Origin of the sequence: Corynebacterium sp. Marseille-P8863 (assembly GCF_946902955.1) — a bacterium.
Classification (GTDB): Bacteria; Actinomycetota; Actinomycetes; order Mycobacteriales; family Mycobacteriaceae; genus Corynebacterium; species Corynebacterium gottingense.
The window spans coordinates 83,839-109,647 of sequence record NZ_CAMPQC010000013.1; the positions used below are offsets into that span (position 1 = coordinate 83,839).

The window sequence follows — 25,809 nt, forward strand, 5'->3', positions numbered from 1 at the left end:
AATGGAAGCATGCTCACTCTCACAGACATCACAAAATCATTCACCAGGCAGCGCGTCCTCGAGGGCGTGAGCCTTCAGGTCCAAGCCGGCGAATCGCTCGCCGTGATGGGGCCGTCGGGCTCCGGCAAGTCGACGCTGTTGCACTGCATGTCCGGCGTGCTCACCCCGGACTCCGGCGAGGTGGTCTTCGATGGAACCAACATCGCAGCGCTTGACGACGCCGCGCGGTCCAAACTTCGCCTCAACCACTTCGGCTTCATCTTTCAGGATGGTCAGCTGCTGCCGGAACTCACCGCCACCGAGAACGTGGCGCTGCCTCAGATCATGCGGGGCACCTCCAGAAAAGAGGCCCACGAGCAGGCGGACGATATGCTCACGCGGTTGGGTTTGGGGAACTTCACGTCAAGGTTCCCCGGCCAGCTCTCCGGTGGGCAGGCGCAAAGGGTCGCGATCGCGAGGGCGCTCGCTGGCCCGCCGAAGGTAGTCTTCGCCGACGAACCGACCGCGGCGCTGGACCAGGCCACCGGGCATGAGGTGATGCAGGAGATCGTGGCAGTGGCGCAGAAGTTCGGCGTCACTCTCGTCCTGGTCACGCACGACCCGAAGATCGCGGCCTGGTGTAACCGGCGCATCGAGATCCGCGACGGTCTCATTCACTCGGAGGTGGCGGCATGAGCGCGACCACACTTCTCAAGGCGACCAACGTGCAGTCGAAGGACGCGCTGGCGCAGAAGCATTCCGGCGAGCGTTGGGTGCGGACACTTTCCGTAGTTGCGCTGGCGGTCGCGACGTGGATGCTGTGCACACTCGCCGGCGGCACGTGGATGTTCGTGGAGCGCGACAGGCAATACCCGGACATCGGCGGCGACATCGACATACCGCTGCTCTACATCGGGCTCGCACTCTTCGCGTGCGCGCTGCTCGTCCCCACCCTGCTCACCCTGCTCACGCAGGCGGCGCGGGCAGACCTGAGCGGGCGCGAGCAACAGCTAGCGGTGTTAAGGCTTATCGGCGCGACCGCAGGTGAGGTGCGAGGCATGATGATCCTGGAGGTGCTACGCAGGGCCTTCGTCGGGTTGAGCATCGGCACGGCGGCCTACGTAGCGAGCGTGCCAGCCTGGTCAGCGCTTTCCTTTCAAGGAGCACAGATCGGCACCTGGGAAATGTTCACCTGGTGGGTCGTGCCGATCGCGTGGGCGGCCGTCGCGCTGCTCGCCGCGGGTTCCGTGTGGCGCGCGCTACAGCAGGTGGCGGTGACGCCGCTCGGCGTGACCAAGCGCGTGCCGCACCCCGGGCAGAAGGTAATCACCACGGTGTGCGCTGTCGCCGCAGCAATCGCGCTGTACATCTGGCTTGCTCGGCACCCGATTGCGCCGGAGGCCGATTTCGCGGACGTCCTGATGGCGCTCGTCGTCTTCATCGGGTTCTTGGTGGTGAATACGCTGATCGCCGTCGGAGTGATCCAGATTGTGGCGCGTCTAAGCTACCGAATCCCAGGAGCGTACAACTACGTAGCGACGCGCCGAGTGGGCCGCGGCGCGAAGAACACGTGGCGCAGGTGCAGCGCGCTGTTCTTCGTCGCGTTCACTGCCGGGGTGGCCGGGGCGTTCCAAGGCATCGCGGAAAGTGAGGTGGCCCCCGAGGAGGCGCTCATCGTGCAAGATCTGCCCAAGGGCATCGCCATCACGGTGCTCTTCGGCGCGGTACTACTGGTGCTGTTCACCCTGCTGACGCAGACGCTCGCAGTGGTGGAGCAGAAGCAGCTGACCAAGTCGCTCCACTTCATCGGTGCGGCACCAACTTTTCACACAAAAGTTGCGGTGCGCGAAATTGGCGTGCCGATGGTGGTCGCAGCGCTGCTGGGATTTGGCCAAGGCGTGCTCGTCGGCCTGGTCATGGTCGGGGCAACGCTCGACGGGATCGCAACCGTACTGTTTTTCGGCGCGCTCATCGCGCTCGCGCTGGTCGGCTGCGTCGGCGCCGTGGTCGCCACCGGCCGCCTCCGCGCAAAGGTGCTCGCGGAAACCGGCAGGGCAACGGACTAGTATCGGCACGTATGAGTAAGAAAAGCCAAAATTTGACCGCAATCGCCCTCGGGTCCGCGATGACGTTCGCGGGTATCTCCCACCTCACCTTCAATCGCGAAGAGTTCCAGGCACAGGTGCCCAACTGGTTCCCCATGGACAAGGACGTCGTGGTCCTCGGCTCCGGCGTGGCGGAGATCGCGCTTGGCGCCGGGCTGCTCGCGTGGAAGAAGCGGCGCCGCGAGGTGGGCACCGCGCTCGCCGCCTTTTACGCCGCTATCTACCCGGGCAACATCGGCCAGTACGCCGAGCGTCACGACGGGTTCGGGCTGGACACCGACGGTAAGCGCCTGGCTCGCCTGTTCTTCCAGCCGGCGCTGATCGCCGGGGCACTCCACGCCGCTGGCCTGCCCGAGAAATAGCAAAAGTCCTGCTCCGAAACCGGGGCAGGACTTTTCGCCGAAAAGTTAGAAGTTCAGCTTGCGCATGATCGGGGCCGGGATGGCCTTGAGCACCATGGAGATCGGGCCGAACAGCTTGTGTACGAACACGTTGGACTTGCCGCCAAGCGCAGCCTCGACGGCGGCCTCAGCAACGTCCTCCTTGTTCACGGTCAGCGGCGCCTCGTCGAGGCCCTCGGTCATCTTGGTGCGGACCTGGCCCGGGCGGACCACGGTGACCTTCACACCGCTGTCGCGCAGTGCCTCACCGAGCTGGGTGTAGAAGCCGTCCATGCCGGCCTTGGATGCGCCGTAGACAAAGTTGGAGCGGCGCACCTTCTGGCCAGCTACCGAGCTCATGGCGATGATGTGGCCGTGACCTTGGGCTTTGAACTTTTGGCCCAAAAGTACGCCGACCGAGATCGGGGCGGTGTAGTTCGTCTGCGCGGAGGCGACGGCGGCGGCCTGGTCTTGCCAGAGCTGTTCCTGGTCGCCGAGCGTGCCGAACGCGACGACCGCCACGTCAACGTCGCCGTCCTCGAAGGCGGCGTCGATCACGCCGGGGTGGGCGTCGAAGTCGGTGGCGTCGAAGTCGATGAGGCGCACCTTGGAGGCGCCGGCGGCGGAGACTTCCTGCACCGCGGCGTCGATACGCGAAGAGCCCTTACGCGCGGCGAGGGTGACGGTGGGGTTGCCGCCGCGGGAGGCGAGCTCGGAGACGATCGCGAGACCGATCTCCGAGGTGCCACCGAGCAGCAAAATGTTCTGGGCTTGGCCTACTGCATTCAGCATTGGGGATTCCTTTCTAGTGCAGCTCGAGGCGGCGGGACATGTCGGAGGCGAAGACGCCGGTCGGGTCGATGTCGTGGCGGGTCTTCAGCCAGCCGGGAAGCTCCGGGTACATCTTGTGGAACTTCTCCGCGCTGGTGCGGGACTCCTTGGCTAGGTAGAGGCGGCCGCCGAACTCCATGACCTGGTCGTCCAGGCGGTCCAGGAAATTGTTCAGGCCGTCGCGGATCGGGAAGTCGACGCACACGTTCCAGCCCTTCATCGGGTAGGACAGCGGCGCGCGGTTGCCCTCGCCGAACAGCTTGAACACGTTCAGCGCGGTGTAGTGGCCGGAGGACTGGATCTGGTAGATGATGTCCTTGAACGGCTCGACCGCGTTCGTGGGCACCACGAACTGGTACTGCAGGAAGCCCTTCGATCCGTAGCCGCGGTTCCACTCGCCGATGAGGTCGAGCGGTTGGTAGAACTGCGTGAGGTTCTTGATGTCGTTCTTCGACGGCGCGCCCATCATGTAGTAGGCCTCGCCGATCGCGGAAAGGGTCAGCTTGTTCATGGTCCAGGACGGGAAGATGTCCGGCACCGTCATCAGCTGCGGTGCCTTGAACTTCAGCGGGTCCTTGGCCAGCTTCGGCGCGAACTCTTTGAGCTGGTCCAGGGTGGCCAGCGAGCCGCGGGAGATGGTAGAACGGCCGGTCTTCGGCGGAGCCGAGATCGCGTCGAACCATGCGGAGGAGTAGGTGTAGCCCTCCTCCTGGCCGTGGGAGTGCTCCTCGATCGTCTCGTCGAGGGTGCTGGTGCGCACCGTGTCGGAGATGAAGTAGGCGGTCTCCGTCTTCGTCATCTTGATGCGGGCGCGCAGGATGATGCCGGTCAAGCCCATGCCGCCGACGGTGGCCCAGAACAGTTCGCTAGTCTCGCCCTCCGGCTCGAGGTGCAGCACGCGGCCGTCGGCCACGAGCAGCTCCATGGAGACGACGTGGTCGCCGAAGGAGCCGGCGGAGTGGTGGTTCTTACCGTGGATGTCCGGGCCGATCGCGCCGCCGATGGTGACCTGGCGGGTGCCGGGTAGGACGGGGACCCACAGGCCGTAGGGCAGGGCCGCCTTCATCAGCTGGTCCAGGTTCACGCCTGCGTCCACGTCGACGATGCCGGTGTCCGGGTCGATGGAGTGGATCTGGTTCAGGGCGTTCATGTCGACGACCAGGCCGCCGCCGTTCTGTGCGGGATCGCCGTAGGAGCGGCCCATACCGCGGGCGATGACGCCGCGGCCGCTCTCGGCTGCCACCTGGACGGCCTTGGCGATGGTGTCCACGTCCGGGGTGGACAGCACGTGCGCCGTGGACGGCGCGGTGCGGCCCCAGCCGTAGAGGGATTTCAGTTCGGTGTGAAGTTCCATGTCTCCGCTTCTCTTCATACAACTAAAGGTGGAAAAGCTTGCGTTCTTCGAGCCTACTCACAACAGGCCGAACTTCCCTCATTGAAAGGTGTGATCTATTTCTCGTGTCTTAAAGGTCCATGATCTCGCGGATCTCCTGTGGCAGTTCCTCCTGCGACGTGATAGTCGGTTTACCTGATGCTTTGTGCTCTCGGAGGAGCTCGTAGATGCGCCCGCGGCCCGCGGAATCCACAAAAGGTAGTTCTTCCGCGAAGACGCGGACCATGAAGTCGGACAGGGGCACGTCGACACGCTGTGCCGCCTCATGGATCGCGTCGGGGTCGTCGCCCTTGTAATGCTTCCTCATGCCATTCACCCTAGCGGGTGCCAAAAACCTCTATTGTGGGCGCCATGGGCAGCACGCTGTACTCCGAACACCTGGCGCCGGTGATTCAACTTTCCCCCGGCGCCACGTTCATGGTGCGCGTGGCACTCGCCTCGGATGAAGAGGTCTACCGCTGGGTCGGCCTGGACTCCACCACCACGATCGACGAGTGCCGGGAAATCATCGCCGCGCTCTTTGGCATCGAGGAAAAGGTCGGCACGCCAGAGCAGGGCATGCTTATCGACGTCCTCTCGTCCCCCGGCGACACCGCCACCTTTACCTGGGGTCTGTGGCAGTTCACCATGCAGCTCGCCGACATCTACCCCGGCACCAGCGACGGGCCCGTCTGCGTGGCGGGCGAAGGCGCGTTCGGCGGTGCCGACCTGGACCTGGACGCCGTGCGCCAGCAGCTGGCGGCGAGCCAGCTGCGCCCCGAGGTACGCGAGGTGATCCACCGCGCCGAGTCCTTCGACTTTGTGCCGCTCCTCCAGGTGATCGCCGACGGGGAGCCCTCTTTGCCGGCGCAGGAGCGCGCGAGGCTTGCATCCCTGCTCCCGGAATCGGCGGGCAAGACGAGCGATGCCTTCTGGGTCCACGTGCTGGTGATGGCGTGCTTTGCCGATGAGCCGACGACCCGCAAGCTGGCGCTCGGGCTCATGCGCGCACTCGGCTGGGAGGACACGGACGCCGACGAGGTGTTTACGCTGAGCTGTGCGGGGCAGGCGTTTGTGGGCGATCTCTCCGCCGTGGATCGCCTGGAAATTCTTCGCGAGCTGCTACACGGGTAGACTTGTCCGCCGTGTCTTCCACATTTTTCAAACAGTTGGTCCCGTTTCTGATCATCGGAATCGGCTGCGCGGTCATTGACTTCGGCATTACCTACCCGCTCGAGCTCGTCGGCACCCAGCGCGACCTGGCTAAGGCCGTCGGCTGGATCTTTGGCACGCTCATTGCGTACCTGCTCAACTCCAAGTTTGCGTTCCAGGCCGAGGTGAATGCGAAGAAGGCCGGCGCGGTGTTCATCCTCTACGCCGTGACGTTCGTGGTGCAGATCCTGCTCTACCGCTGGACCGAGGGCCCGCTCATCTCGATGGGCCTGGTCAACCCGTGGAAGGACGGCGTCTCCTTCGTCATCGCTCAGGGCGTGGCCACCGTGACTAACTTTGTGCTGCAGCGCCGCGTGATCTTCCGGGAGGAGACGAAGATCATCGCGCAGCAGGACCCGATTTAGGGTCGGCGGAAGTCCTCGCGGGCGCCGCGGCGCAGCAGCTTCAGCCACTGGAAGAACTCGCGGGGGCTCTTGCGCTCGAGCAGGAAGAACCAGCCGAAGCGCACCACTTCCTGCAGCTGCATCTTCTTCATCCCGCGCTGGTTAATGATGTAGCCGCGGTTGCGGTACGTGAAGTAGCGCTTCGTGGGGTTATCCGGCCACTGCGCGTGCGCGCGACCGCCCATGATGGGGTGGAACTCGCTCGACCCGTCCGGGTGCAGGTAGCTGGTGGTCAGCGCCGTGCCGTACTTCAGGCCCGACTGCGCCAGGCGACGGTGGTACTCCACCTCGTCGCCGCGGATGAACAGGCGGTAGTCGGGCACGCCGATGCGTTCCATCGCTCGCGCGCTGATCAGGGCGCCATTGAACAGCGAGGCGTATTGGGGTAGGAAATCGCCGGTCAGCTCGTCGACTCGCCGGTGCCAGACGGTGCCCTGGCGCAGCGGGAATGCGAGGGCTTCGGGGTCGTTGATGTTGGCCACGATCGGGCTGACCTCGTGCAGAGCGTGCGCCTCTGCCACGCGGTAGAGCTCGCCCAGCACGTGCTCGTCGGCGGGGCGGCCGTCATCGTCCGCGCACCAGATCGCGTCCGCGCCGAGGGCAAGCGCGTGCAGGAAGCCGTAGGCGAACCCGCCCGCGCCGCCCAGGTTGGTGCGGCTGGGCAGGTAGACAGCGCGGTCGCCCGCAAGCTCTTCGAGCAGGTCCCTGACCTGGTCCTCCGCGCCGTTGTCCACCACAATCACCCACTGCACCGGGTGGGTCTGGTTCACCACCTGTTCCAGGGAAGCGCGCAAAAGTTCCACGCGCTGGTGGGTGACGATCACAGCGGCCGTTTCTCCGGCCGGAGACAGGGTGGCAGTCATGCCTTCCATTCTGCCACTCAACCACCGAACTGAGGCGTGTGACATGGAGGTGGCGAAGGTTTAGGCGTTGAATCCTGGAATCTTGAGGAAACCGGAGTTCACGCCGTTGACCACAGCGGCAATGAGGCCGAGCACAACTGCAGCGATGGAGGTACCAGCGAGGATCTCAGCGGTGGTCCCCACCAGGTATTCTTTGGCAGTGTCATTCTTCAACGAGGGCATAGCGAAGTCCTTGCCGGAATCAGCAGTCTCAAGGTCCCTCTGAAAATCCTCAACGGAGCTCTTCTCCTTTTTCTGTCCTTCCTTGCCGGAGTCGCTGCTGCTGCTGCCCTCCTCATCTTTGCTGCTAGCGCTCTCGATGCCCTTCTTAATGCCGTAGTCCACGGAGGACGCGAAGCCGTCGCCGCCGAAAACATCCTTGGCCCCTTGCTTCACGATGTAGCCGAACACCTCAGCTTCGGAGACCTCTGAAGGCCCCTTCTCGGCAGCAGTGGCAGGTGCAACGGACAGGGACAGCGCGGTGGTGGGTGTCACAGCTGCAGCGGGGAACCGCTTTATGGAAAGCCCCTTGCGAGATGAGTAAAAGTAGTGAAAGTGAATCTCCCGCACTTCACAGGGGGCGGAGGCAAAATGTGAATATTGTCGCGAGCGTCACGCGCTTGCCTGCAAGCCCGAACGGGCCTAAGGGTTAAGGCTTGCTCAATAACGCAAAAGCTCCAGCCCGTAAAGGACTGGAGCCAGAAGAGTTTAAAGCAACAAGCTTTAGACACTCAGATTAGAACGGAAGGGAAACGCCCGGGACGAGGCCGTTCTGAACTGCGGTGTACGCAACGCCGAGGACTGCGGCTGCGATGCCAAAGCCCCAGAGGATGTCAGCGGTGGTGCCGATCTTGTAATCCTGCCTCACGTCGTTTTCGTAGGAAGACTGGTAGAAGTTGCCGGAAGCCTTGGAAGAATTTTCGCTCTCGCCGGAAATCTTGTAGCCGGTCTTAACGGAACCGTAGTGCGGTGCGGAGACGAACTCCTTCATGAAGCCGTCAACAGTAGCTTCGCCCGGCTGTGCAGCAGAGGCAACACCGGTGGACAGGGACAGTGCGGTAGCAGCGGCAACAACGCCGGCGGCGAAACGCTTCATGAGAGAGCTCCTTCGGAGAAGTGTTTAGACCTGTGTTTCAGGTTCCTAATTAGATTAAGAAACTTCGGCGGAAATTGGGAGGAGATTGGAATTTTTACCCCATATTGTGGTGCTGTGCGCTGGGAATGCAGCCGCATTTATGTATGAATTTTAAAAATAGCTCCGGCGGTGAGAGTGAGTCAGCGCCGGTTGATCGCAAAAGGTTCCGTGAAAACAGTTTATGTTCCATGATTTTTCACGGAAACTTGTAGAATATTGGCATGCTGAACGCGCGGACCACCTCAAAAATCGACGCTCTTCTTGATACGTATGCAGCGTTGCGGGAGGACAACCCCGAGGCCATCGCGGAGATTGCGCGCGCAGAGGTGGCGGAGGCGGTGTATAACTCGAACGCCATTGAGAATTCCACTTTGACTTTGGAAGACACCGAGAACATCCTGGCGGGGTTCACTGCTAGAGCGCACGATGTGCGGGAAGTCTTTGAGGCTAAGAACCTGGCTGAGGTGACTGAGGAGCTAATTCGAGGCGTCGGTAAGCTCGATGCAAACCTCATTCTGCGACTGCATGGCATGTTGCTTCGCGGTATCAACGATGACCGGGCTGGCCGGTTCCGTCGGCGGGGAGAATGGGTACGAGTAGGGGCACATATGGGTGCTAATCCTGAGTACGTAGACCGGCTGGTAGAGACCATCATCACTGAGTACTACGAGGATGAGAACTATTTCATCGATCGCGTCGCGCGGTTCCACGCAGAATTTGAAACCATCCACCCATTCTCAGACGGCAATGGACGCGTAGGGCGCGACATTATCAATCAACAACTCTTGGAGTTAGGGGCGCCGCCCATCATCATTCCGAACAAAGGAAAAGAGCGCCACTACTACCCAGTGTTCCGCGGCTATCCAGTAAGTGGTGATTATTCAGCGCTGAGCACGCTCATCGCGCGGCAACTCATTGAGTCACTGAACAAACGTATTACGCTCATCACCGCGCCGAAGGTGATTCGCCTATCGGAGTGGGCAAAGGTTAACGGTGTTTCTGGGTCTGTCGCCGCCAATAAGGCGGCGAGGGGCACCATCCCGGCATTCCGACAGCGTGGAACGTGGATGATCGACGCACACTATGGCAACGACGCAGAGGGCAGCGTCTAGGCTTCTTCCCCGTGGAATCGTTCCACCAGCTCGGCGACGTACTCGCCGGTCTCCGGGCCCTCGTATGCGGTCACCACGTCGGAGACCAGGCCCGCCTGGCGGATCTCGCCCTTGTCCACCCACAGGGCGGTGTTGCACAGCTGGGCGAGGAAGTCGTTGGAGTGCGAGGCGAACACGAGGATGCCGGAGCGTTTCACCATCTCGGCTAACCGGACGCGTGCCTTGGCCATGAAGGCGGCGTCGACGGCGCCGATGCCCTCGTCGAGAAGCAAAATCTCCGGCTCAATCGAGGTGACCACGCCGAGGGCCAGGCGGACGCGCATGCCGGTGGAGTAGGTGCGCAGCGGCATGTTGAGGTAGTCGCCGAGCTCGGAGAACTCCGCGATTTCGTCCATCTTCGCCTTCATCTGTTTGCGGGTCTGGCCGAGGAAGAGGCCGCGGATGATGATGTTCTCGTAGCCGGAGATTTCCGGGTCCATGCCCACGCCGAGGTCGAAGACGGGGGCGACGCGGCCGCGCACGTCGGCAACACCGCGGGTGGGTTCGTAGATGCCGGACAGGAGGCGCAGCAGCGTGGACTTGCCGGCGCCGTTGTGGCCCACCAGGCCGACGCGGTCGCCCTCGCGCAGGTGCAGGTTGATGTCTTTGAGCGCCTCGACGACGACGGTGTTGGAGGCGTTCTTGCCAATCTTGCCGCCGGCCGAGGACATCACCGCCTTCTTCAGCGAGCGGGACTTGGCGTCGAAGATGGGGAAGTCGACGCAGGCGTTGTAGGTGTCGATAGAAACCATGGGGAGACTCCTTACTTAAACCCGAGTTAGACCCAGTACGGCACGCGGAAGCGCATCTGGCGCATGGCCAGCAGCGTGATCAGCAGGCCGACAACGGTGCAGATGGCCACGATGCCCCAGTGGTAGGCGGCGACGGGCTGGTTGATCATTGGGGCGCGGACGATCTCCAGGTAGTGGTAGAGCGGGTTGATTTCCGCGAGCAGCGCGCGCTGGGCCACCTCGCCGCTCTGTTCCTTGAGCGTCTGCGTGGTCCACACGATCGGGGTGACGTAGAAGAGCAGCTGCACGAGCGCCTCGAGCAGCGGGGCGACGTCGCGGAAGCGGGTGGCGATGATGCCGAAGAGCATGGTCACCCACACGCCGTTGAGCACGAGCAGGAGCAGCGCGGGCACCGCGAGCAGCGTCTGCCAGGTCAACGGAATGCGGAAGATGATCACCAGCAGCACCCAGATGACAACGTTGTGCGCGAAGAAGAGCAGCTGGCGCCACACCAGGCGGTACACGTGCACCGACAGGGCGGAGGGCAGCTGCTTGATCAGGCCCTCGTTCTCAATGAAGACGTTGGCGCCGTCCTTAATGCAGCCGGAGATGAACCCCCAGACGATAAAGCCGACGGTGACGTGCGGGAGGAACTCGCGCACGTCGATTTGAAACAGCATGGAGTACAGCAGGCCGAGGGCGAGCGCCATGACGCCGGTGGCGATGGTGATCCATAGCGGGCCGAGCGTGGAGCGTCGGTACCGCTGCTTGATGTCCTGCCACCCGAGCTGCAGCCAGAGCTCGTATTGGCTCCAGCCGCGTACGAGGTCGCGGAAGGACATGCCCATCGTCTTGGACTTGGACGGCGGGGTTTCGTGGTCTGCGTCGCTGGTCATGCGCGTGACGTCCGCGCGGAGTTGTTCAAAGTCCTGCACCTTACTCACCCTAGCGTTAAGAGCGCGCTTTGCAGGATTTTGCCCCGGAGCAGGCAGTGTGCACGCCGGGGGACAAGCGGGCATAATTGGTTCCGATCTCAACCACTGGAGCGAAGTAAGGGGTGTGGCATGGCGTTCGATGTCGCCAGTATTCGTGGCCTGTACACCTCGCTTGGCGACGGATGGACGTACCTCAACGCCCACGACACGCCCCAAATCCCGGAGCGTGTTTCCGCGGCGGTGTCGCGCTCGTTCCGCCTCTCCGCGTCGGTGGCCTTGCCGGAGCCGGGGGCGGGCACCCACTCGCGCGAGCAGCTAGGCCGCCCGGAGGGCGAGTCGTACGTGCAGCAGGCGCGTTCCGCGGTGGCGGACCTGGTCGGCGCTGCCCCCGGGCGCGTGGTGCTCGGCCCGAGCCTGCCCGCGCTCTACGCGTCGCTGGTGGTGGCGCTGAAGCCGCTGTTCCGCCGCGATTCCTCCCTGGTGCTCAATGGGGTGGACCGCCCCGAGCTCACCGGAGCCCTGACTCGCATCGACGCCCCCACGAAGTACGCGCAGGCAGACCTGGCCACGGGCGACCTGCCCGCCTGGCAGTTTGGCGACCTGGTGGACGGCGCGACCCGCCTCGTCTCCGTCCCCGCGGCGCACGCGGAGCTGGGCACCATCATCGGCGTCGGCGACGTCGTCGAGCGGGTGCGGGAGCGCTCGAGGGCTTGGGTGCTTGTCGACGTCTCCGCCTACGCCCCCTACAAACCGATCACCTTCGACGCGTGGGGTGCGGACATCCTGGCGATCGACCTCGCCGAGCTCGGCGGGCCGCAGCTGGGCGCCCTGGTCTTCCGCGACGAGGCCATGTTCGGCCGCCTCGACGCGTCCGCGCTGGACATGCAGGTGTCCACGGGGCTCGCCGGCGGCGTGCCCGCGGTGGTGGAGCACTACGCCTCCCTCGTGGAGGGCGCGCAGGGCCGCCCGACCCGCCGCAACCGGCTCACGCACTCGATGGGGGAGACCGCCACCTACTTCAAACGGCTGCGCGATGACCTGGACACGTTCCTGGGGACGCTGCCCGCAGTCCACATCGTCGGCGTCTCAGGCGAGGCGGCGGAGGACGCGGCGATTGAGCGCATTCCCCGGCTGATGTTTGGGGTGCGGGGCGTGCCGTCGACAATGGTGCACCAGCGTCTCTTCGCCCACGGCATTGTCTCCACCTTGGCGCGGCCGAGCCGACTTATCAGCGACATGGGCGTCGCCGAGATGGGTGGTGCCGTCACCGTCGGACTCGCGCCCTTCAACACTGAGACCGACATCGAGCAGCTCATCCGCACCGTCGCGTCGCTGGCGTAACTTTTCGCCGAAAAGTTACTCACCCACCGTGAGCACGACCTTTCCGGTGTGAGCGCCGGAATCGAGGTACTCGTGCGCGGCGGCGGCGCGGGCAAGCGGAAACGTCTTGGTCACGTTGGGGGCGATCTGGCCGGACTCGATGAGCGGCCACACGTGCTTTACGGTGTCTTCCACAATCCGTGCCTTCATCGGGCGCGGGCGCGCGCGCAGGGTGGTGGCGTGCACCGACTGGCGCCGCGGCATCATCCGTCCCAGCGACAGCGTGCCCTTCGCGCCGCCCTGCAGCGCGATGACGACCAGGCGGCCGTCGACAGCCAGGGACTTGATGTTCGGCTCCAGGTACTTGCCGCCCACCACGTCCAGGATGATGTCGGCCCAGCCCTTGAGCTCCTCTTCGAAGTTCTGGGTGCGGTAATTAATGCAAATGTCGGCCCCCAGCTCGCGGCAGTAGGCGAGCTTCTCGTCGCTGCCCGCCGTGACGGCGACCTCCGCGCCCAGCGCCTTGCACAGCTGGATGGCAAAGGAGCCGATGCCGCCGACGCCGCCGTGGATGAGCACCTTGTCGCCCGCTTGTAGGCCGGCGACCATGCCCAGGTTGGACCACACGGTGCAGGCGGCCTCCACCACGGCGGCGGTTTCCACCAGGCTCAGGTTGGCTGGCTTGGGCGTGAGCTGGCCCTCAGGCACCGCCACGTACTCGGCGTAGCCACCCCCGGCGAGCAGGCAGCCGACCTCCTCACCCTTCGTGCGGCCGGTGGTGCCGGGGTCCACGATCACGCCGGCGCACTCCAGACCGATGGTGTCCGGTTCGCCCTTCGGCGGCGGGTACTTGCCCTGCGCCTGGACGAGGTCGGCGCGGTTGACGCCGGCGGCGGTGACGCGGACGAGCACGCAGTCGTGATCGAGTGCGGGCTCGGGCGCGTCGGCAAGAGCGAGGGAGCGGGGATTGTCGGGGTCAGTGAGTGTGATTGCTTTCATGCCCACCCAGGATAACGGAGTGGGTGGGGCCATACTGTAAGCTTTTCACCCGTTGGAGACGTGGCAGAGCGGCCGAATGCACCGGTCTTGAAAACCGGCGAGGGTCACACCTCCAGGGGTTCAAATCCCCTCGTCTCCGCCAAAACTTCTACAGCGCGTCCAACACGTCGATGAAGCGCTGCGCCGCGGCCTGCGGGTCCGCCCACTTGTCCAGGCCGAAGAGGCCGATGCGGAAGGTGGAGAAGCCGTCGCCCTCGCCGATCTGCAGCGGCACGCCCGAGGCGATCTGCAGCCCGTGCGGTGTAAACGCGGCGCCGGACTGCTGCTCCGGGGTGTTTGCGTACAGCACGACCACGCCGTTGGACTCGAAGCCGTCTGCCGCCACGGAGCGGAAACCGCGCTCGTAGGCGGCCTCGCGGACGAGTCGGCCGAGCGTTTCCTGATTCTGCGCCAGCACGCCCAGCCCCACCTTGGCGGATTCGCGCATGATCTCCAGGTTGTGCAGGATCGTGTCCGTGGGCAGGGTGGAGTGGTAGCCGGCCTTGCCGTCGCGGTAGCCGTCGAAGATGCCCAGCCATTTCTTCAGGTCCAGGGTGAATGAGGTGGATTCGCTGGCCAGCACCGCCTCGCGGCCCTTCGGGGAGAGCAGGACGTAGCCCGTCGACGGCGAGCCCGACCAGGACTTTTGCGGTGCCGAGACCAGCACGTCGATGCCTTGGGACTCCATGTTGGGGAAGGAGGCGCCCGCAGCGATGCAGTCCAGCACGAACAGCGCGCCGTTGTCCTTGGCAATCTCGCCCAGGCCCGCGATGTAGTCGTCCGGCAGGGTCAGCCCCGCCGCGGTCTCGGTGTGGGCGGTCACGATGACGTCGGGCTGGTGCTTCTCGACGATTCCCCGCACCTCCTCCAGCGCCGGAGGCGCGAATGAGGGCTGCGGCTCCTGGCTGGTCGACTGCGCGTTGAGCACGCGGACGGAGTCCGGGTCCGTGATTTGGCCGGACTCGATGATCTGGCTCCAGCGGTACGTAAAGAGGCCGGAGCGCAGGATGAGCACCTTCTTGCCCGTGAACAGTTGTCGCGCCACCGCCTCCATCGCGGCGGTGCCGCCGCCCGGGACGAGCGCGGCGGAGTCGGCGCCGTAGGTGGAGGTCAGCAGCGTGAGCATTTCCTGCGTAGCGGAGATGAACTTCTGCGACATGTGGTTCAGGGAGCGGTCGGTGAAGACGACCGAGTACTCGAGCAGGCCGTCAGCGTCGATGTCGGGGAGAGGAAGTTGAGTCATGCCCCACAGCGTAGTTGGAAGTGTGTCGTGGGATACCCGTTTTGGGTCTAGGTCTCCGGGAAAAGCTCCGGGGTGGTGTGGAACTGGATTCGGTCCGCGCCGAGCAAGTCTTTCGCGCGCTTTACGGTCGCACGGTCCGCACCGGCGATGACGACGACGTCCTTCAGCGAGAGTGCGGCGGAGGGGGCAACGGAGGCGTCGCCCGGGTGGCGCGGGTCCACGTCCGCAAGATCCGCGCCCGCGATCTCACCGAGCGGGACGCCGAGGAGGACGGTGGAGGTGGAGAGGCGCTCGGGGGTGGCGTGTTTGGGGGAGAGGAACAAGGGGGCGTCGATAAGCATCTGCTCCGAAACGGCGTCGATGTCCGTGACGGCCCAGACAATCCAGTCGGAGCGGTTGGCGGCGGCGGGGCCGAGGTCACCGCGGGTGGCGACGCCGGCGAGAAGGTCCGAGTTGAGTTTCATGCGCACCACTATACGGATTGGCGGCGCGGTTAGGCAGCGCATTTGGTTGTGTGGCTGCGTGTGGGTAGGATGGGCAAAGGCCTGGAGACGTGCCAGAGCGGCCGAATGGGGCTCCCTGCTAAGGAGTTGCCCTCTTTGCGGAGGGCCGCAGGTTCAAATCCTGTCGTCTCCGCCACCGCGCCCGTAGCTCAACGGATAGAGCATCTGACTACGGATCAGAAGGTTGGGGGTTCGAATCCCTCCGGGCGCACCAAGAAAACCCCAGCTCAGCGAGCTGGGGTTTCGTGCTTTCCGTTCCTAGTCGGTCTTCACCACCGGTGCGACCGTGGAGGTCGTGGACGGGGTTTCGCCGGAGCCGGAGGAACCGACGGTGATGTCCACATCGCGGACGCTCGGGACGCAGGTGCGTGCGCCGACGATGGCGAGGACGGCGGTAGCCAGGCCGATCACGCCAGCACCGGCGGCGGTGAGCGCCTCGGGCTGGACGCCGAAGTTACGTGCGGCGTCATTGAGCGTGCGGGTCAGCTGGGCGCCGACGGACTCGAGGCCGGGCACCGTCAGCTGGGTTGCCAGCGCGAGCGGGATGATCGCCAGGATCGGCACCGCCAGGCCGGCGAGGGTCGCCGCGCAGCGCGGGTCGGAGGAGCCGCCCTCGACGCCCACGTTTGCGCCAACCTCCGGGCCCTCGCCCTCCTGGCCGAACGCGGAGGAGCCGCCGCCGGAAGACGCCGGAATGCCGTCCACCTTGCCGTTGTCCGTGACCTTCACATCGGGGTTGCCGTTGTCCGTGACATTGACGTCCGCCTTGGCGTTGTCGGTGACCTTCACGTCCGCCTTGGCGTTGTCGGAGATTTTCACGTCTGGGTTGCCGTTGTTGGACAGGTTGTCGCGCGGGTTGGCGTTGTCCGTGATGACCACGGTGGCCTTGGCGTTGTCCTTGATGTCTGCCTTGGCGTTGTCGGAGATTTTCACGTCTGGGTTGCCGTTGTTGGACAGGTTGTCGCGCGGGTTGGCGTTGTCCGTGATCACCACGGTCGCCTTGGCGTTGTCCTTGATGTCCGCCTTGGCGTTGTCGGAGATCTTGACGTCCGGGTTGCCGTTGTTGGACAGGTTGTCGTGCGGGTTGGCGTTGTCCGTGATCACCACGGTCGCCTTGGCGTTGTCGGAGATCTTCACGTCCGGGTTGCCATTGTTAGACAGGTTGTCCTTGATCTCAACGGTTGCCTTCGCGTTGTCCGTGATCACCGGGTTGCCGTTGTTAGACAGATTGTCCTTGATCTCGGCCTTGGCGTTGTCCGTGATCACCGGGTTGCCGTTGTTGGCCAGGTTGTCCTTGATCTCAGCCTTCGCGTTGTCCGTGATGACCACGCTCGGGTTGCCGTTGTTGGACGCGATGTTGATGTTCACACCGCCGCCGCCCTTGCCGTCTCCGGAGCCGTCCCCGGAACCAGAGCCCGAGCCGCCACCGGTCAGGCCGCCGAGCAGCCCGCCACCGGTTGCGCCGCCAACGATGCCGCCGAGGATCTTGCCAAGCACATCACCGGCGATGCCGGCGACCTCGCCACTCGAGGTCTGCGGGTTGGACGCGTTGATCTTCAGCGTGCGTTTCACGGTAGTGGTGCCGTCGGAGAACTCGACCGGCAGGTCTTGCGTGCCCGCAACGAAGTTGCTCGGCGCGGTGATCAGGACCTTTCCGTCCTTGGTGGACACGCCCCACAACGGCTTGCCTGTACCCTTCTTCACGGTCACGCCCTCGGGCAGTGTGATCTCGTCGACGGTCTTGGAAAGTTTGCCCTCAAAGTCCACGTCGTAGGGGCTGCCCAAGTCCGGTAGGTCCGCCACCCACGCCGCATCGTTTTTGGACACGTTGACCTTGAGCGTCACGTTCTGCTGCTCCTCGCCCGGCAGCGTCACCTTCGCGGGGATGCTCTGCAGTCCGTCCCTGAACGCGACGTCGCTCTGCGGGCGGGTCAGCTTAACGGAGCCGTCGTCGTTTGCAGCCAGCTTCCAGTTGAACAGTGTCGCTGCCGCGGCCTCGATTGTCGAGCCCTCCGGCAGCACAAGACCCTGGACGGTCGCGGGCTCATTGCCGGCAAAGTTCGCGTCGTATTCCTTCTCCCAATCCACGGCGCTGTCCGGAACGCTCGTGGAGGAGGTCGCAGTCGTTTCGGTGGTCGTGGTGTCCTGCGCGTAGCCGTTCGGCACGACGATGGATGGCGCGGTCAGCGCGAGGGACAGGGCGCTCGCGGCGACGAGCGCGCGGCGGCGCGGAGTGTGGGCCATGGAGGTTCCTTTACGGTTGGGTGGGCACGTGCGTGCCCTGAGCTGGCAAGAGTTGGACAGAGTTGCAAGTACCTTAATATTTCTAGCACCTTACTGCCTGCGCGTATAGCGTTCCGTACATTCGCGTCGACCTTCTACATACATTCGGGGGCTATTGCTTATCGACGCCCCACCGCCTCTCACGTCCCATCAATCCCCCATTCACCTGGCGTTTTGGCGCTTTGCGAGCAACGGTGTAACGTATCTCTTCGTTGTCAGAGAGAATCTGACAGGACGCGCCCGTAGCTCAACGGATAGAGCATCTGACTACGGATCAGAAGGTTGGGGGTTCGAATCCCTCCGGGCGCACAAGTTGGAACCCCGCTCCGGCGGGGTTTTCTTCTGCCCGGTCAGGCGGGTGGAAACGCGGGGTGTTAAAGGGCGAGGGCACGCACTTATGCAGGTCAAGACTCAGTAAATATTGCATGAGTGAATCTTAAGTGTATCCTTAGGCGTAAAAGTTGGCATACGCCTGTCTACGGCATTATTGTCAATAGAGATTAGATGGAGAGTTTTCCCAGCTCTCGTAAAGGCCTCAAGTACTTACTCACGTATTGGAGAGAACTATGCGCGGAAACAATAAGCCTGCACGCGGGCTGTTTTCCGGAATGAAAAGGACCGTCGTTGCCTCGGCGACGGCCCTTTCGCTTGCCATCGGCGGCATGGCCGTCCCGGCGATCCCGACCCCCGCGGGAGACAGCCTGTTGCCGACGGCTTCGGCGCAGTGGACTGACGCTGACGTGCCCGATCTCGTAGATCCTTTGAAGGAATTGAACAAAACGCAAACTAAAGGGGTCGCGGGAAACACCTCTGCGTCTTTCGAAAATGCGGACCCTCTCACAAATTACGGAGAGAATTGGGCTCAGGCCCCAGAAGTATTGCGTGAGCTTTCTCAAAATGGGCAGACCGGGTATCGAGTTGAGATACTTGGAAGGGACGATAAAGAAATCCGTTTGCACGGCGTTGAGCTTTACGGCCCGTTAGAACTAAAAAAGGACGAATACAAAAGGGATTACTACGGGCCAGAGCAACAGAGTCGCGCCTTTGAGGAGGGGGAATACTACGTCTGGGTTGATGAGGCTCGCGCAGGCGAATACCGCGTCCTGGGCGACGGACAAGATCGCGTGTTCAAGGTTAAGGCGACCGCCACGCAAGACGAGGAATATGGCGCCGAAGGTTACGGCAACGGGTTGCGGCTTGAATTTCCGAGGGAGTTGACGATCCCGAAGAGCAGTGGTGGTTCAAACGTTAGGCTAAACATATTCGGCCCGGGTTTAGGCGGTCCGGAGCTTAAGCGACTGAACAATTATGTTAAGCATGTGACAGAGCCTCAACGAGCTGTGATTAACGGCGTTGTCAAGGGTGCACCTGCCGACGGCGCGCGTGTCCTTGTCAATGACCAGGATATGGGCCCCGTTGCCGACGGCAAGTTCTCGATTGAAGGCCTCGAAGCAGGTTCGTACGAGGTAAAGATCGGTGAGACCGACACGACCGAGGAATCTGCGGTCCAGAACATCTCCGTGAGCGCTGGGGAGACCAAGCCTTTGACGTTCACCGTCAACGCGAAGACCGGCACCGTTTCGGGTTCGGTGACGGCGCCGACGAGCTTTACCGATACCGCAAAGGTCGAGCTCCTGGACCAGGACGGTAACCCGGTCGGGCAGCCGGAGACTGTTGGTCGCGGGGATTTTGATTACAACTTCAGTGACGTGCCTTTTGGTGACTACACGGTCCGGGTTACGCCGCTGGGGCAGTACGGCAGTGATGAATCTGCAAGGTTCACGGTGGATAACAACAACCGTAAAGCGAGGCTCGACCCGCTGAAAATTTCCGCCAACCCAGCAGAAGTGACCGGCTACGTGCGCGATGACGGTGGCAACGTGGTCTCTAACGCCCGCGTCACGATCAACGGCGTAGACACGACGACTAATACCAACGGGTACTACAAGATCACCAACCTCCCTGTCGGTACACACACCATTTCTGTTGGGGGCACTAAGCTCACCGAGGCTGGGACCGCGACTGTGACGCTCGCGCCGGGAGAGAGCCGCGGTACTGACATCGAGGTCAAGCGCAAGCGTTCTTCGCTCACGGTGCATGTCGTCGACGATGCCAATTCCCCAGTCAAAGACGCTGAGGTGGAAATCAGCGGCGCCACTAGCGCTAAGCAGAAGACGGGCACCAACGGAAACACATCATTCGACGGCCTTCTGCCTGGTGACTACAGCGTCACTGTGAACGCTAACGCTGCCCATGGCGGTGACACCGATAAGGTAACCGTGAATGCGGAAGCACCTGCCACGGCGGAACTGCAACTGAATCGCAATAGTGGCACCGTATCTGGCAAGGCGACCATCAAGGGAACAAATCTCCCGGCAACCGGTGTAAAAGTAACACTGACCGGAGATGGCGACCCGGCATCCGCCATTGTTGGCGCAGACGGAACGTACACCATCGCTGGTGTTCAGCCCGGTAGTTATAAGCTGAATTTCGAGAAGGGGAACGAGACCCAGGCCAAGCCGTTTGGCACCGTTGAGGTGGGGCCAGGTGGAAAGCTCACGGATCAGAACGTCGAACTCGACTACATCAAGGCCAAGATTGGTGGCCAGGCCAACCTGGACGGACTTCCCCTTAAAGACGTCACGGTGACGGTCATGGGTAACGGCAAAACCTACACCACCAAGACTGATGAGCGCGGTTTCTATGAGCTGCTCAGCCGCGACCCTGGTGACTACACAGCCTCGATCGCGGGGAACAATACCTACAAAGGTATTACCGTCGGCCCAAAGTACGCAGGCCCGGGCGAGACTCTTGTTTTGGACCTCAGCGCGGTTTCCCTGCCTGGCACCATCACCGGCACGGTTGTTGATGACGCGGGCAAGCCAGTTGAAGGCGCCGAGGTTTCCGCGGGTGGCAAGAAAGCCACGACGGACGGCGACGGCAAGTACACCATCCCCGGCGTTTTCCCTGGCGAGAAGACCGTGACCGTCACCGACGGAAACAACTTCACTGGTAACTTCACCGACGTCACCGTGAAGCCGAATGAAACCACCCCGGCAAAAGACATCACGGTGACCCGAGCAAACGGCTCCATTGTGGGCAAGATTGTCGACGACGCCGGTAACCCCGTCTCCCCGGATAACGTCACTGTGACGCGACCGGATGGGACGAGGGTCCCCGCATCGGTGGTAAACGGCGAGTTCGAGCTCAAGGATCAGAAGCCGGGGCAGTACAAGATCCTGGTCGGTAAGACGAAACTGACGAAGCCGCACACCGAAGAAAAGGTGAATGTAGAGCCGAACAAGACGGCTACGCCCACGATCACGGTTGAGCGGTTTGACCCGGGGTACACGGTCACCGTGCTCAATGATCTCGGCGAACCCGTGGAAAATGCCGAGGTAATCCTTTCTCGCGACGGCCGGGAGCTCGAGCGCAAGCCGGCAGACGCGAATGGCAATGTTGAGTTCCTGAACCAGGCCCCCGGCGCCGGCTACTCTGTCGCCGTTGTGCCAGGCGAGGACTATGTAAACGTCAAGGACAACAAGCTGCCTGACCTGGTGGAGGACGCCAACGTCACCTGGAAGATCAGCGTGGCACCGCAGCCCGGGTCCGTTACCGGCACGATCACCGATGACGCGGGTAACCCGGTCACGGGAGCAACGGTTGTCATCGACGGTGAGCGTCGCGCCAAGGACGCGCCTGACGTCGAATTCAAGACCTCGACCACAACTGGCCAGGACGGTACCTACAAGTTCGCAAGTGTTCCTGCAGGTGAGTTCAGCGTTTCGGTGGTGCCTACCAACGCACGCAGCGGCGAACCCAAGGACGTCACGGTGCGCCCCAACCGTCCGTCGACCGCAGACATTCAGCTCACCCGGGCGCCGGGCAACCTCGAGGGTGTAGTCACCAACGATGCTGGCGAATCTGTCAACGACGCCAAGGTGATCCTCAAGGACGCCGACGGCAACGAGGTGGCCACCGCACAGACGGACGCCAACGGCAAGTACCAGTTCAACGAGCAGAAGGCTGGCTCGTACACGGTTACCGTGGAGGCGGGTACCGCTCACGAGGCAAAAACCGTGGACGCGACCATTACCCCTGCGAACACTGAAGTTGCTGATGTCCAGGTCAAGCGCACCAACGGCTGGGCCGAGGGCACTGTAGTGGACGAAACCGGTGCACCGGTTGAAGGCGCAACCGTCACTATTGACGGCGCTGACACCTACACCACCGACGCGGACGGCAAGTTCACCACGGACAAGTTGAACCCGGGCCCGCACGAAGCGACCGTTGTAAAGACTGATGAGCACGGCGGTTACGTCAGGGGCTTCGAAGTGAAGCCAGGTGTGAAGACCGACGTCGCCCTGAAGGTGAACCGTGCGACGGACACCGTCAATGGCTTCGTGAAGGATGACAGCGGCAAGCCGATCGAGGATGTGGACGTTGTGATCCAACGCGGCGGGCAGACCGTCGACACGGTTAAGGCCGATAGTGATGGCCTGTTCTCCATGGACTCCGTGACGCCGGGCGACTACACCGCGGTTGTTGCGGGCAACGACGAATACAAGGAAGGCAAGACTGCCTTCACCGTTGTCGCCGGTACCCACACCGACCCGGTTGAGATCGAGGTGCAGCGTAACCCTGGTTCGGTCGATGGCTCCGTGAAGGACTCCACTGGTCAGCCGCTGGAAAACATCAGCCTGACGCTTACCCGCGGCGATGAAGAGCGCAACGCGGCAACCGCGAAGAACGGCTCCTTCAACTTTGATGGTGTTCCTGCAGGTCAGTGGACGCTCAGCGTCGACGCACCGAAGACCTACAAGAAGGTTTCCAACATCGTGGTGGACGTCCCGGCGAACGGGAAGGTCACTAAGGACATCACGTTGACGTCGACAATCGGCTCCGTGCACGGCGTGGTCACGGGCGCGAAGAACGCGCCGATTGAGGGCGCGACCGTGACCATCACAAACGTTGAGACCGGCGCAAGCTACGAATCCACCACCGACAAGGACGGTAAGTACTCGCGTGGCGATCTGGCTGTTGGCCAGTACCGCATCGAGGTCCGCGCGGCGGACTACGAGTCGCCCGAGGCGCAGGTAGTGGATGTCGCGCCGAGCGCGAACGTGCAGAAGGACTTCCAGCTGGAGAAGACGCCGGACACCCCGCAGACGGGTACCGTCAAGGGCTCCGTGCGTGACGCCGACGGCAACGCAATTGACGGCGAGGTCGCTGTCGTGCTGGAGAACGTGGACACCGGCGACGTCATCCCGGCAACGGTTGACGCCAACGGCGACTACACCGCGGCTGACGTGCCGGCCGGTAACTACAGGGCGAAGGCGAGCGCGAACGGGTACCGCCCGACCAGCGCGCCGAGCGTGACCGTCAACGTTGGCAAGACCAGCTCGGTCCAGGCGATCGAGATGGCGAAGGTCGCCGCCCAGGACGCCAAGGTGTCCGGCAAGGTCACCAACACGGCCGGCGACCCGATCGAGGGTGCCGTCGTGGAGATGGTTGATGACAACGACCCGGAGAAGTTCGTGGTGTTTGTCACCAACGAGAAGGGCGAGTTCTCCGGTGAAGCTGCCCTGGGCGCCTACACCGCAACTGTGTCCAAGGATGATGGCAACTACGTGGCCAAGAGCGGCCTGAAGTGGGACGTTACCGACGCCGACGGTCACTCCTTCAACGTCGTGCTCGACTCCAAGCCGAGCGATCACCCGAACAACACGGGTAACTTCGAGGGCGGCGTGCGTGACCAGGAGGGCAAGCCCGTCCCGGGCACCACGGCCACGGTCCGTCACCCGGACGGTTCCACCTCGGAGCTGGAGATTGACCCCACGACCGGTGACTTCACGTCGGACGACCTGGAGCCGGGCGACTACGTTGTCGTTGTGGATCCCGCCGACGGCCACCGCACCCCGCGCTACACCGAGGTGACGGTCAAGGACGGCGAGAAGGTGACGGTGCCGCGCATCATCACCCCGACGACCAAGAAACCGATCAAGGTGGACAAGGGCGAGCCCGGCACCATCAACGGCTGGCTCGTTGATGACCTGAACGAGCAGATCCCGGGTGCCAAGGTCATTGTGAAGGGCAAGGGCACGGATGCCGACGGCAACCCGACCGAGACCTTCCCGGCGGTGACCGTGGACAAGGACGGCCACTTCACCACCGACAAGCTGCCGGCCGGCGACTACGAGGTTGACCTCGAGCTGCCGGAGGGCTGGACCAAGCCGAAGGATTGGCCGAAGACGGTCAAGGTCACCGACGACAAGCCGGCACACCAGGGCATTGTCAACGTCAAGGCACCGCGCTCTGAGATCAAGGGCCAGGTTGTCGACGGCGACGGCAAGCCGATCGACGGCGTGCTGGTCACAGTCACCGACTCCCACGGCGACACTAAGGAAGTTCCGGTGGACAAGAACGGCAACTACACCATGGATGTGGTGCCGGGCGACGCCATCGTGGAAATCTTCACGCCGGAGGGCGTGCAAAAGGTCGACCCGATGTACATCCCGGTCCGCCCGGGCAAGGACGTCGAGCTGCCGACGGTCAACCTGACCAAGAAGGCACTGAAGCTGGAGAAGCGTGTGCGCGGCTACGACGCCAACACGCCTGACGACGCTCCGGGCCTGCCCAACGACGAGGACCTTATCTACGGCTTCATCGTCACCAACGAGTCCGACGTGACGGTCCACGACATTGAGATCGAGGACCCGTTCGCGCAGGGTGCCATCAAGGCACCGAAGGGCTGGGACGGCACCCTGAAGCCGGGCGAGTACAAGGTGTTCTCCGCGGTCATGGCACCGCCGGTGGAGAAGGGCGCGTTTGCCAACATCGCGGTCGCGCGCGGTAAGGACGACCAGGACAAGATGGTCGCCTCCACGCCGAACGAGGCTTACGTGAAGTTCATGGACATGAACATGCAGAAGAAGGTCAACGCCCGCTTTGCTACTAACGCGGATGACCCGGTCCACATGGCCGCGGACGAAGATCTCTACTTCACCTACGAGGTGGTCAACACCGGTTCCATCCGTATGGAAAACGTGACCGTGAACGACACCATCTACGAAGGCGATGAGGAGAGCTTCGACCCGAAGCACCCGGGCAAGGGCACGCCGATGGAGATCATCCCGCCGAAGGGCTTCAACGGCACCCTGATGCCGGGCGAGCGCGTCGTGTTCAAGGGCGTGCTGCCTCCGCTGGCCAAGGGCAAGCGCCACCACAACGCGGCAGAAGCCGCGGGCCAGGCCCCCGAGCCGCCGAAGCGCGCGAAGCCTGTCGACGGCGAGCCGGACTACGGCGAGGACGTCTCCGGTCTCCTGGTGATCACGCCGAAGGAGAACGTGGAGGGCAACGCCCACATTGTGGTCGAGGAAGGCGCAGCACTGCCGGCCGTGACCAACGTTGATGGCAACATTTGGGTTGACATGAACGAGGATGGCAAGCGCGATGCCAAGGACACCAACTTCGGTGGCATGGACATCACGCTGCACTCCCTCGACGGCCTGCCGGACGTGAAGACCACCAGTGACAGCGACGGCACGTTCAACTTCGCCGCCGCGCCTGCTGGCAAGTACACGCTGCAGATGCGCAACCCGGGCGGCGTCGTGCTCGCCGACCCGCTGGACCCGGACAAGAACGAGAACGGCATCGGCGCTGCGCTGGAGTCGAAGGAGTTCGAGATCACCGGCGACGAGGAGAAGATGGACGTTGACGTCCGACTCCTCGACCGCCCGATCGAGTACACCGAGACGACCACCCCGGCACCCGAGCCGAAGGGCAGCTCGCTGGGCAAGTGCCTGGCGGACACCTCCTCGGTCTCCAACCCGGCCACCTGGCTGATCCCGATCGGCATCCTGATCGCGGCCATGGGCGGTGCGGCGGTCCTGTTCGAGGACGAATTCAACGCAGCAGCGGCGCAGTTCAACCAGGCCATGCCGAGCCTGAACATCCAGCGCCCGGAGTGGATGAACGAGATCTCCCGCCAGCTGGCGCAGATCGACCCGGCCGTCCCGGCGGGCGTCCTCGCGGCAGGCATCATCGGCCTGGGCGCGCTCGCGCTCGGCCTGACCTACGCCTCCTGCCAGTCCGGCGGAGAGATGGGCAGCAGCACGGGTGACGCGAAGGGCTCCTCCTCCAAGAAGGAAGAGAAGACCCTCACCACGGCCGCTGAGCCGACCAAGGTCAACGCCTAACGCCAGGCACCACTGAGGCGAAAGCCCGTCGCGGAAACGCGGCGGGCTTTACGCTTATATACAGCTAAGAAACTGAGCGGCGCTGCG

At 63.3% G+C, this 25,809-nt stretch carries 20 protein-coding genes and 4 tRNA genes; 12 read left to right on the forward strand and 12 right to left on the reverse strand.

Annotation, left to right across the window (positions count from 1 at the left end; all coding sequences use genetic code 11):
• Nucleotides 1-9 precede the first annotated feature (9 nt).
• The 3 genes from OVO38_RS09420 to OVO38_RS09430 are packed head-to-tail and all read left to right on the forward strand — an operon-like array spanning nucleotide 10 to nucleotide 2,446.
• Nucleotides 10-675 carry an ABC transporter ATP-binding protein gene (locus OVO38_RS09420; protein ID WP_240510755.1) on the forward strand — a complete coding sequence of 222 codons (666 nt, stop codon included), beginning with the start codon at nucleotides 10-12 and terminating at the stop codon, nucleotides 673-675.
• The gene (locus OVO38_RS09425; protein WP_267208340.1) at nucleotides 672-2,045 is read left to right on the forward strand and encodes an FtsX-like permease family protein; all 1,374 of its coding nucleotides are present in this window, start codon (nucleotides 672-674) and stop codon (nucleotides 2,043-2,045) included. The genes OVO38_RS09420 and OVO38_RS09425 overlap by 4 nt, the downstream gene beginning before the upstream one ends.
• 11 nt (nucleotides 2,046-2,056) lie before the next feature.
• Entirely contained in the window at nucleotides 2,057-2,446 is a 390-nt protein-coding gene (locus tag OVO38_RS09430) for a hypothetical protein (protein WP_267208341.1), read from the forward strand.
• A 45-nt stretch (nucleotides 2,447-2,491) separates the two neighbouring features.
• On the opposite strand, the gene OVO38_RS09435 is transcribed toward OVO38_RS09430, so the two are convergent.
• The 3 genes from OVO38_RS09435 to OVO38_RS09445 all read right to left on the reverse strand — a co-directional run bounded on the left by OVO38_RS09435 (nucleotide 2,492) and on the right by OVO38_RS09445 (nucleotide 4,995).
• A complete protein-coding gene (locus tag OVO38_RS09435) occupies nucleotides 2,492-3,256 on the reverse strand; it encodes a decaprenylphospho-beta-D-erythro-pentofuranosid-2-ulose 2-reductase (protein WP_095275263.1) in 765 nt (254 codons plus the stop codon).
• A gap of 13 nt (nucleotides 3,257-3,269) precedes the next feature.
• Nucleotides 3,270-4,649 (reverse strand): FAD-binding oxidoreductase, encoded by a 1,380-nt coding sequence (locus tag OVO38_RS09440; RefSeq protein WP_144717648.1) that lies wholly within the window; start codon nucleotides 4,647-4,649, stop codon nucleotides 3,270-3,272.
• A gap of 109 nt (nucleotides 4,650-4,758) precedes the next feature.
• The gene (locus OVO38_RS09445; protein WP_144717646.1) at nucleotides 4,759-4,995 is read right to left on the reverse strand and encodes a hypothetical protein; all 237 of its coding nucleotides are present in this window, start codon (nucleotides 4,993-4,995) and stop codon (nucleotides 4,759-4,761) included.
• A gap of 44 nt (nucleotides 4,996-5,039) precedes the next feature.
• On the opposite strand from OVO38_RS09445, the gene OVO38_RS09450 reads away from it, so the two are divergent.
• On the forward strand, nucleotides 5,040-5,801 hold the full coding sequence (locus OVO38_RS09450) for a hypothetical protein (protein WP_267208342.1): 762 nt from the start codon (nucleotides 5,040-5,042) through the stop codon (nucleotides 5,799-5,801).
• Nucleotides 5,802-5,812: 11 nt separating this feature from the next.
• A complete protein-coding gene (locus tag OVO38_RS09455; RefSeq protein ID WP_233127026.1) occupies nucleotides 5,813-6,244 on the forward strand; it encodes a GtrA family protein in 432 nt (143 codons plus the stop codon).
• Here the strand turns inward: OVO38_RS09455 and OVO38_RS09460 are convergent.
• The 3 genes from OVO38_RS09460 to OVO38_RS09470 all read right to left on the reverse strand — a co-directional run bounded on the left by OVO38_RS09460 (nucleotide 6,241) and on the right by OVO38_RS09470 (nucleotide 8,281).
• Nucleotides 6,241-7,155: a glycosyltransferase gene (locus OVO38_RS09460; RefSeq protein ID WP_369825037.1), complete on the reverse strand. Its 915-nt coding sequence runs from the start codon at nucleotides 7,153-7,155 to the stop codon at nucleotides 6,241-6,243. The two genes, OVO38_RS09455 and OVO38_RS09460, sit on opposite strands and share 4 nt — an antisense overlap.
• Nucleotides 7,156-7,206: 51 nt before the next feature.
• Nucleotides 7,207-7,680: a hypothetical protein gene (locus tag OVO38_RS09465; RefSeq protein ID WP_240510562.1), complete on the reverse strand. Its 474-nt coding sequence runs from the start codon at nucleotides 7,678-7,680 to the stop codon at nucleotides 7,207-7,209.
• Nucleotides 7,681-7,921: 241 nt separating this feature from the next.
• Entirely contained in the window at nucleotides 7,922-8,281 is a 360-nt protein-coding gene (locus OVO38_RS09470; protein ID WP_186439404.1) for a hypothetical protein, read from the reverse strand.
• A 260-nt stretch (nucleotides 8,282-8,541) separates the two neighbouring features.
• Between OVO38_RS09470 and OVO38_RS09475 the strand changes: the two genes are divergently transcribed.
• A complete protein-coding gene (locus OVO38_RS09475; protein ID WP_095554124.1) occupies nucleotides 8,542-9,432 on the forward strand; it encodes a Fic family protein in 891 nt (296 codons plus the stop codon).
• On the opposite strand, the gene OVO38_RS09480 is transcribed toward OVO38_RS09475, so the two are convergent.
• A complete protein-coding gene (locus OVO38_RS09480; protein ID WP_095535886.1) occupies nucleotides 9,429-10,223 on the reverse strand; it encodes an ABC transporter ATP-binding protein in 795 nt (264 codons plus the stop codon). The genes OVO38_RS09475 and OVO38_RS09480 overlap by 4 nt on opposite strands.
• Before the next feature lie 26 nt (nucleotides 10,224-10,249).
• Complete coding sequence (locus OVO38_RS09485; protein WP_267208358.1) at nucleotides 10,250-11,098, reverse strand: ABC transporter permease; 849 nt, start codon at nucleotides 11,096-11,098, stop codon at nucleotides 10,250-10,252.
• 168 nt (nucleotides 11,099-11,266) lie between these two features.
• Between OVO38_RS09485 and OVO38_RS09490 the strand changes: the two genes are divergently transcribed.
• Nucleotides 11,267-12,478: an aminotransferase class V-fold PLP-dependent enzyme gene (locus tag OVO38_RS09490; RefSeq protein WP_267208343.1), complete on the forward strand. Its 1,212-nt coding sequence runs from the start codon at nucleotides 11,267-11,269 to the stop codon at nucleotides 12,476-12,478.
• Nucleotides 12,479-12,493: 15 nt separating this feature from the next.
• Here OVO38_RS09490 and OVO38_RS09495 read toward each other — a convergent pair whose 3' ends face one another.
• Entirely contained in the window at nucleotides 12,494-13,456 is a 963-nt protein-coding gene (locus OVO38_RS09495; protein WP_267208344.1) for an NAD(P)H-quinone oxidoreductase, read from the reverse strand.
• Nucleotides 13,457-13,510: 54 nt separating this feature from the next.
• Between OVO38_RS09495 and OVO38_RS09500 the strand changes: the two genes are divergently transcribed.
• Nucleotides 13,511-13,598 (forward strand) — tRNA-Ser (locus OVO38_RS09500).
• A 6-nt stretch (nucleotides 13,599-13,604) separates the two neighbouring features.
• Here OVO38_RS09500 and OVO38_RS09505 read toward each other — a convergent pair.
• Nucleotides 13,605-14,738, reverse strand: a complete 1,134-nt coding sequence (locus OVO38_RS09505) for an aminotransferase class V-fold PLP-dependent enzyme (protein WP_267208345.1) — start codon at nucleotides 14,736-14,738, stop codon at nucleotides 13,605-13,607.
• Nucleotides 14,739-14,785: 47 nt separating this feature from the next.
• The gene (locus OVO38_RS09510; protein WP_267208346.1) at nucleotides 14,786-15,202 is read right to left on the reverse strand and encodes a hypothetical protein; all 417 of its coding nucleotides are present in this window, start codon (nucleotides 15,200-15,202) and stop codon (nucleotides 14,786-14,788) included.
• Nucleotides 15,203-15,285: 83 nt separating this feature from the next.
• Between OVO38_RS09510 and OVO38_RS09515 the strand changes: the two genes are divergently transcribed.
• Both OVO38_RS09515 and OVO38_RS09520 read left to right on the forward strand, forming a co-directional pair.
• Nucleotides 15,286-15,377 (forward strand) — tRNA-Ser (locus tag OVO38_RS09515).
• A 2-nt stretch (nucleotides 15,378-15,379) separates the two neighbouring features.
• Nucleotides 15,380-15,455: transfer RNA gene (locus OVO38_RS09520), tRNA-Arg, on the forward strand.
• Nucleotides 15,456-15,499: 44 nt separating this feature from the next.
• On the opposite strand, the gene OVO38_RS09525 is transcribed toward OVO38_RS09520, so the two are convergent.
• Nucleotides 15,500-17,485 carry a hypothetical protein gene (locus OVO38_RS09525; protein WP_267208347.1) on the reverse strand — a complete coding sequence of 662 codons (1,986 nt, stop codon included), beginning with the start codon at nucleotides 17,483-17,485 and terminating at the stop codon, nucleotides 15,500-15,502.
• Nucleotides 17,486-17,760: 275 nt separating this feature from the next.
• Here OVO38_RS09525 and OVO38_RS09530 point away from each other — a divergent pair.
• A tRNA-Arg gene (locus tag OVO38_RS09530) sits at nucleotides 17,761-17,833 on the forward strand.
• Nucleotides 17,834-18,864: 1,031 nt separating this feature from the next.
• Entirely contained in the window at nucleotides 18,865-25,722 is a 6,858-nt protein-coding gene (locus OVO38_RS09535; protein ID WP_267208348.1) for a carboxypeptidase regulatory-like domain-containing protein, read from the forward strand.
• Nucleotides 25,723-25,809: the final 87 nt, after the last annotated feature.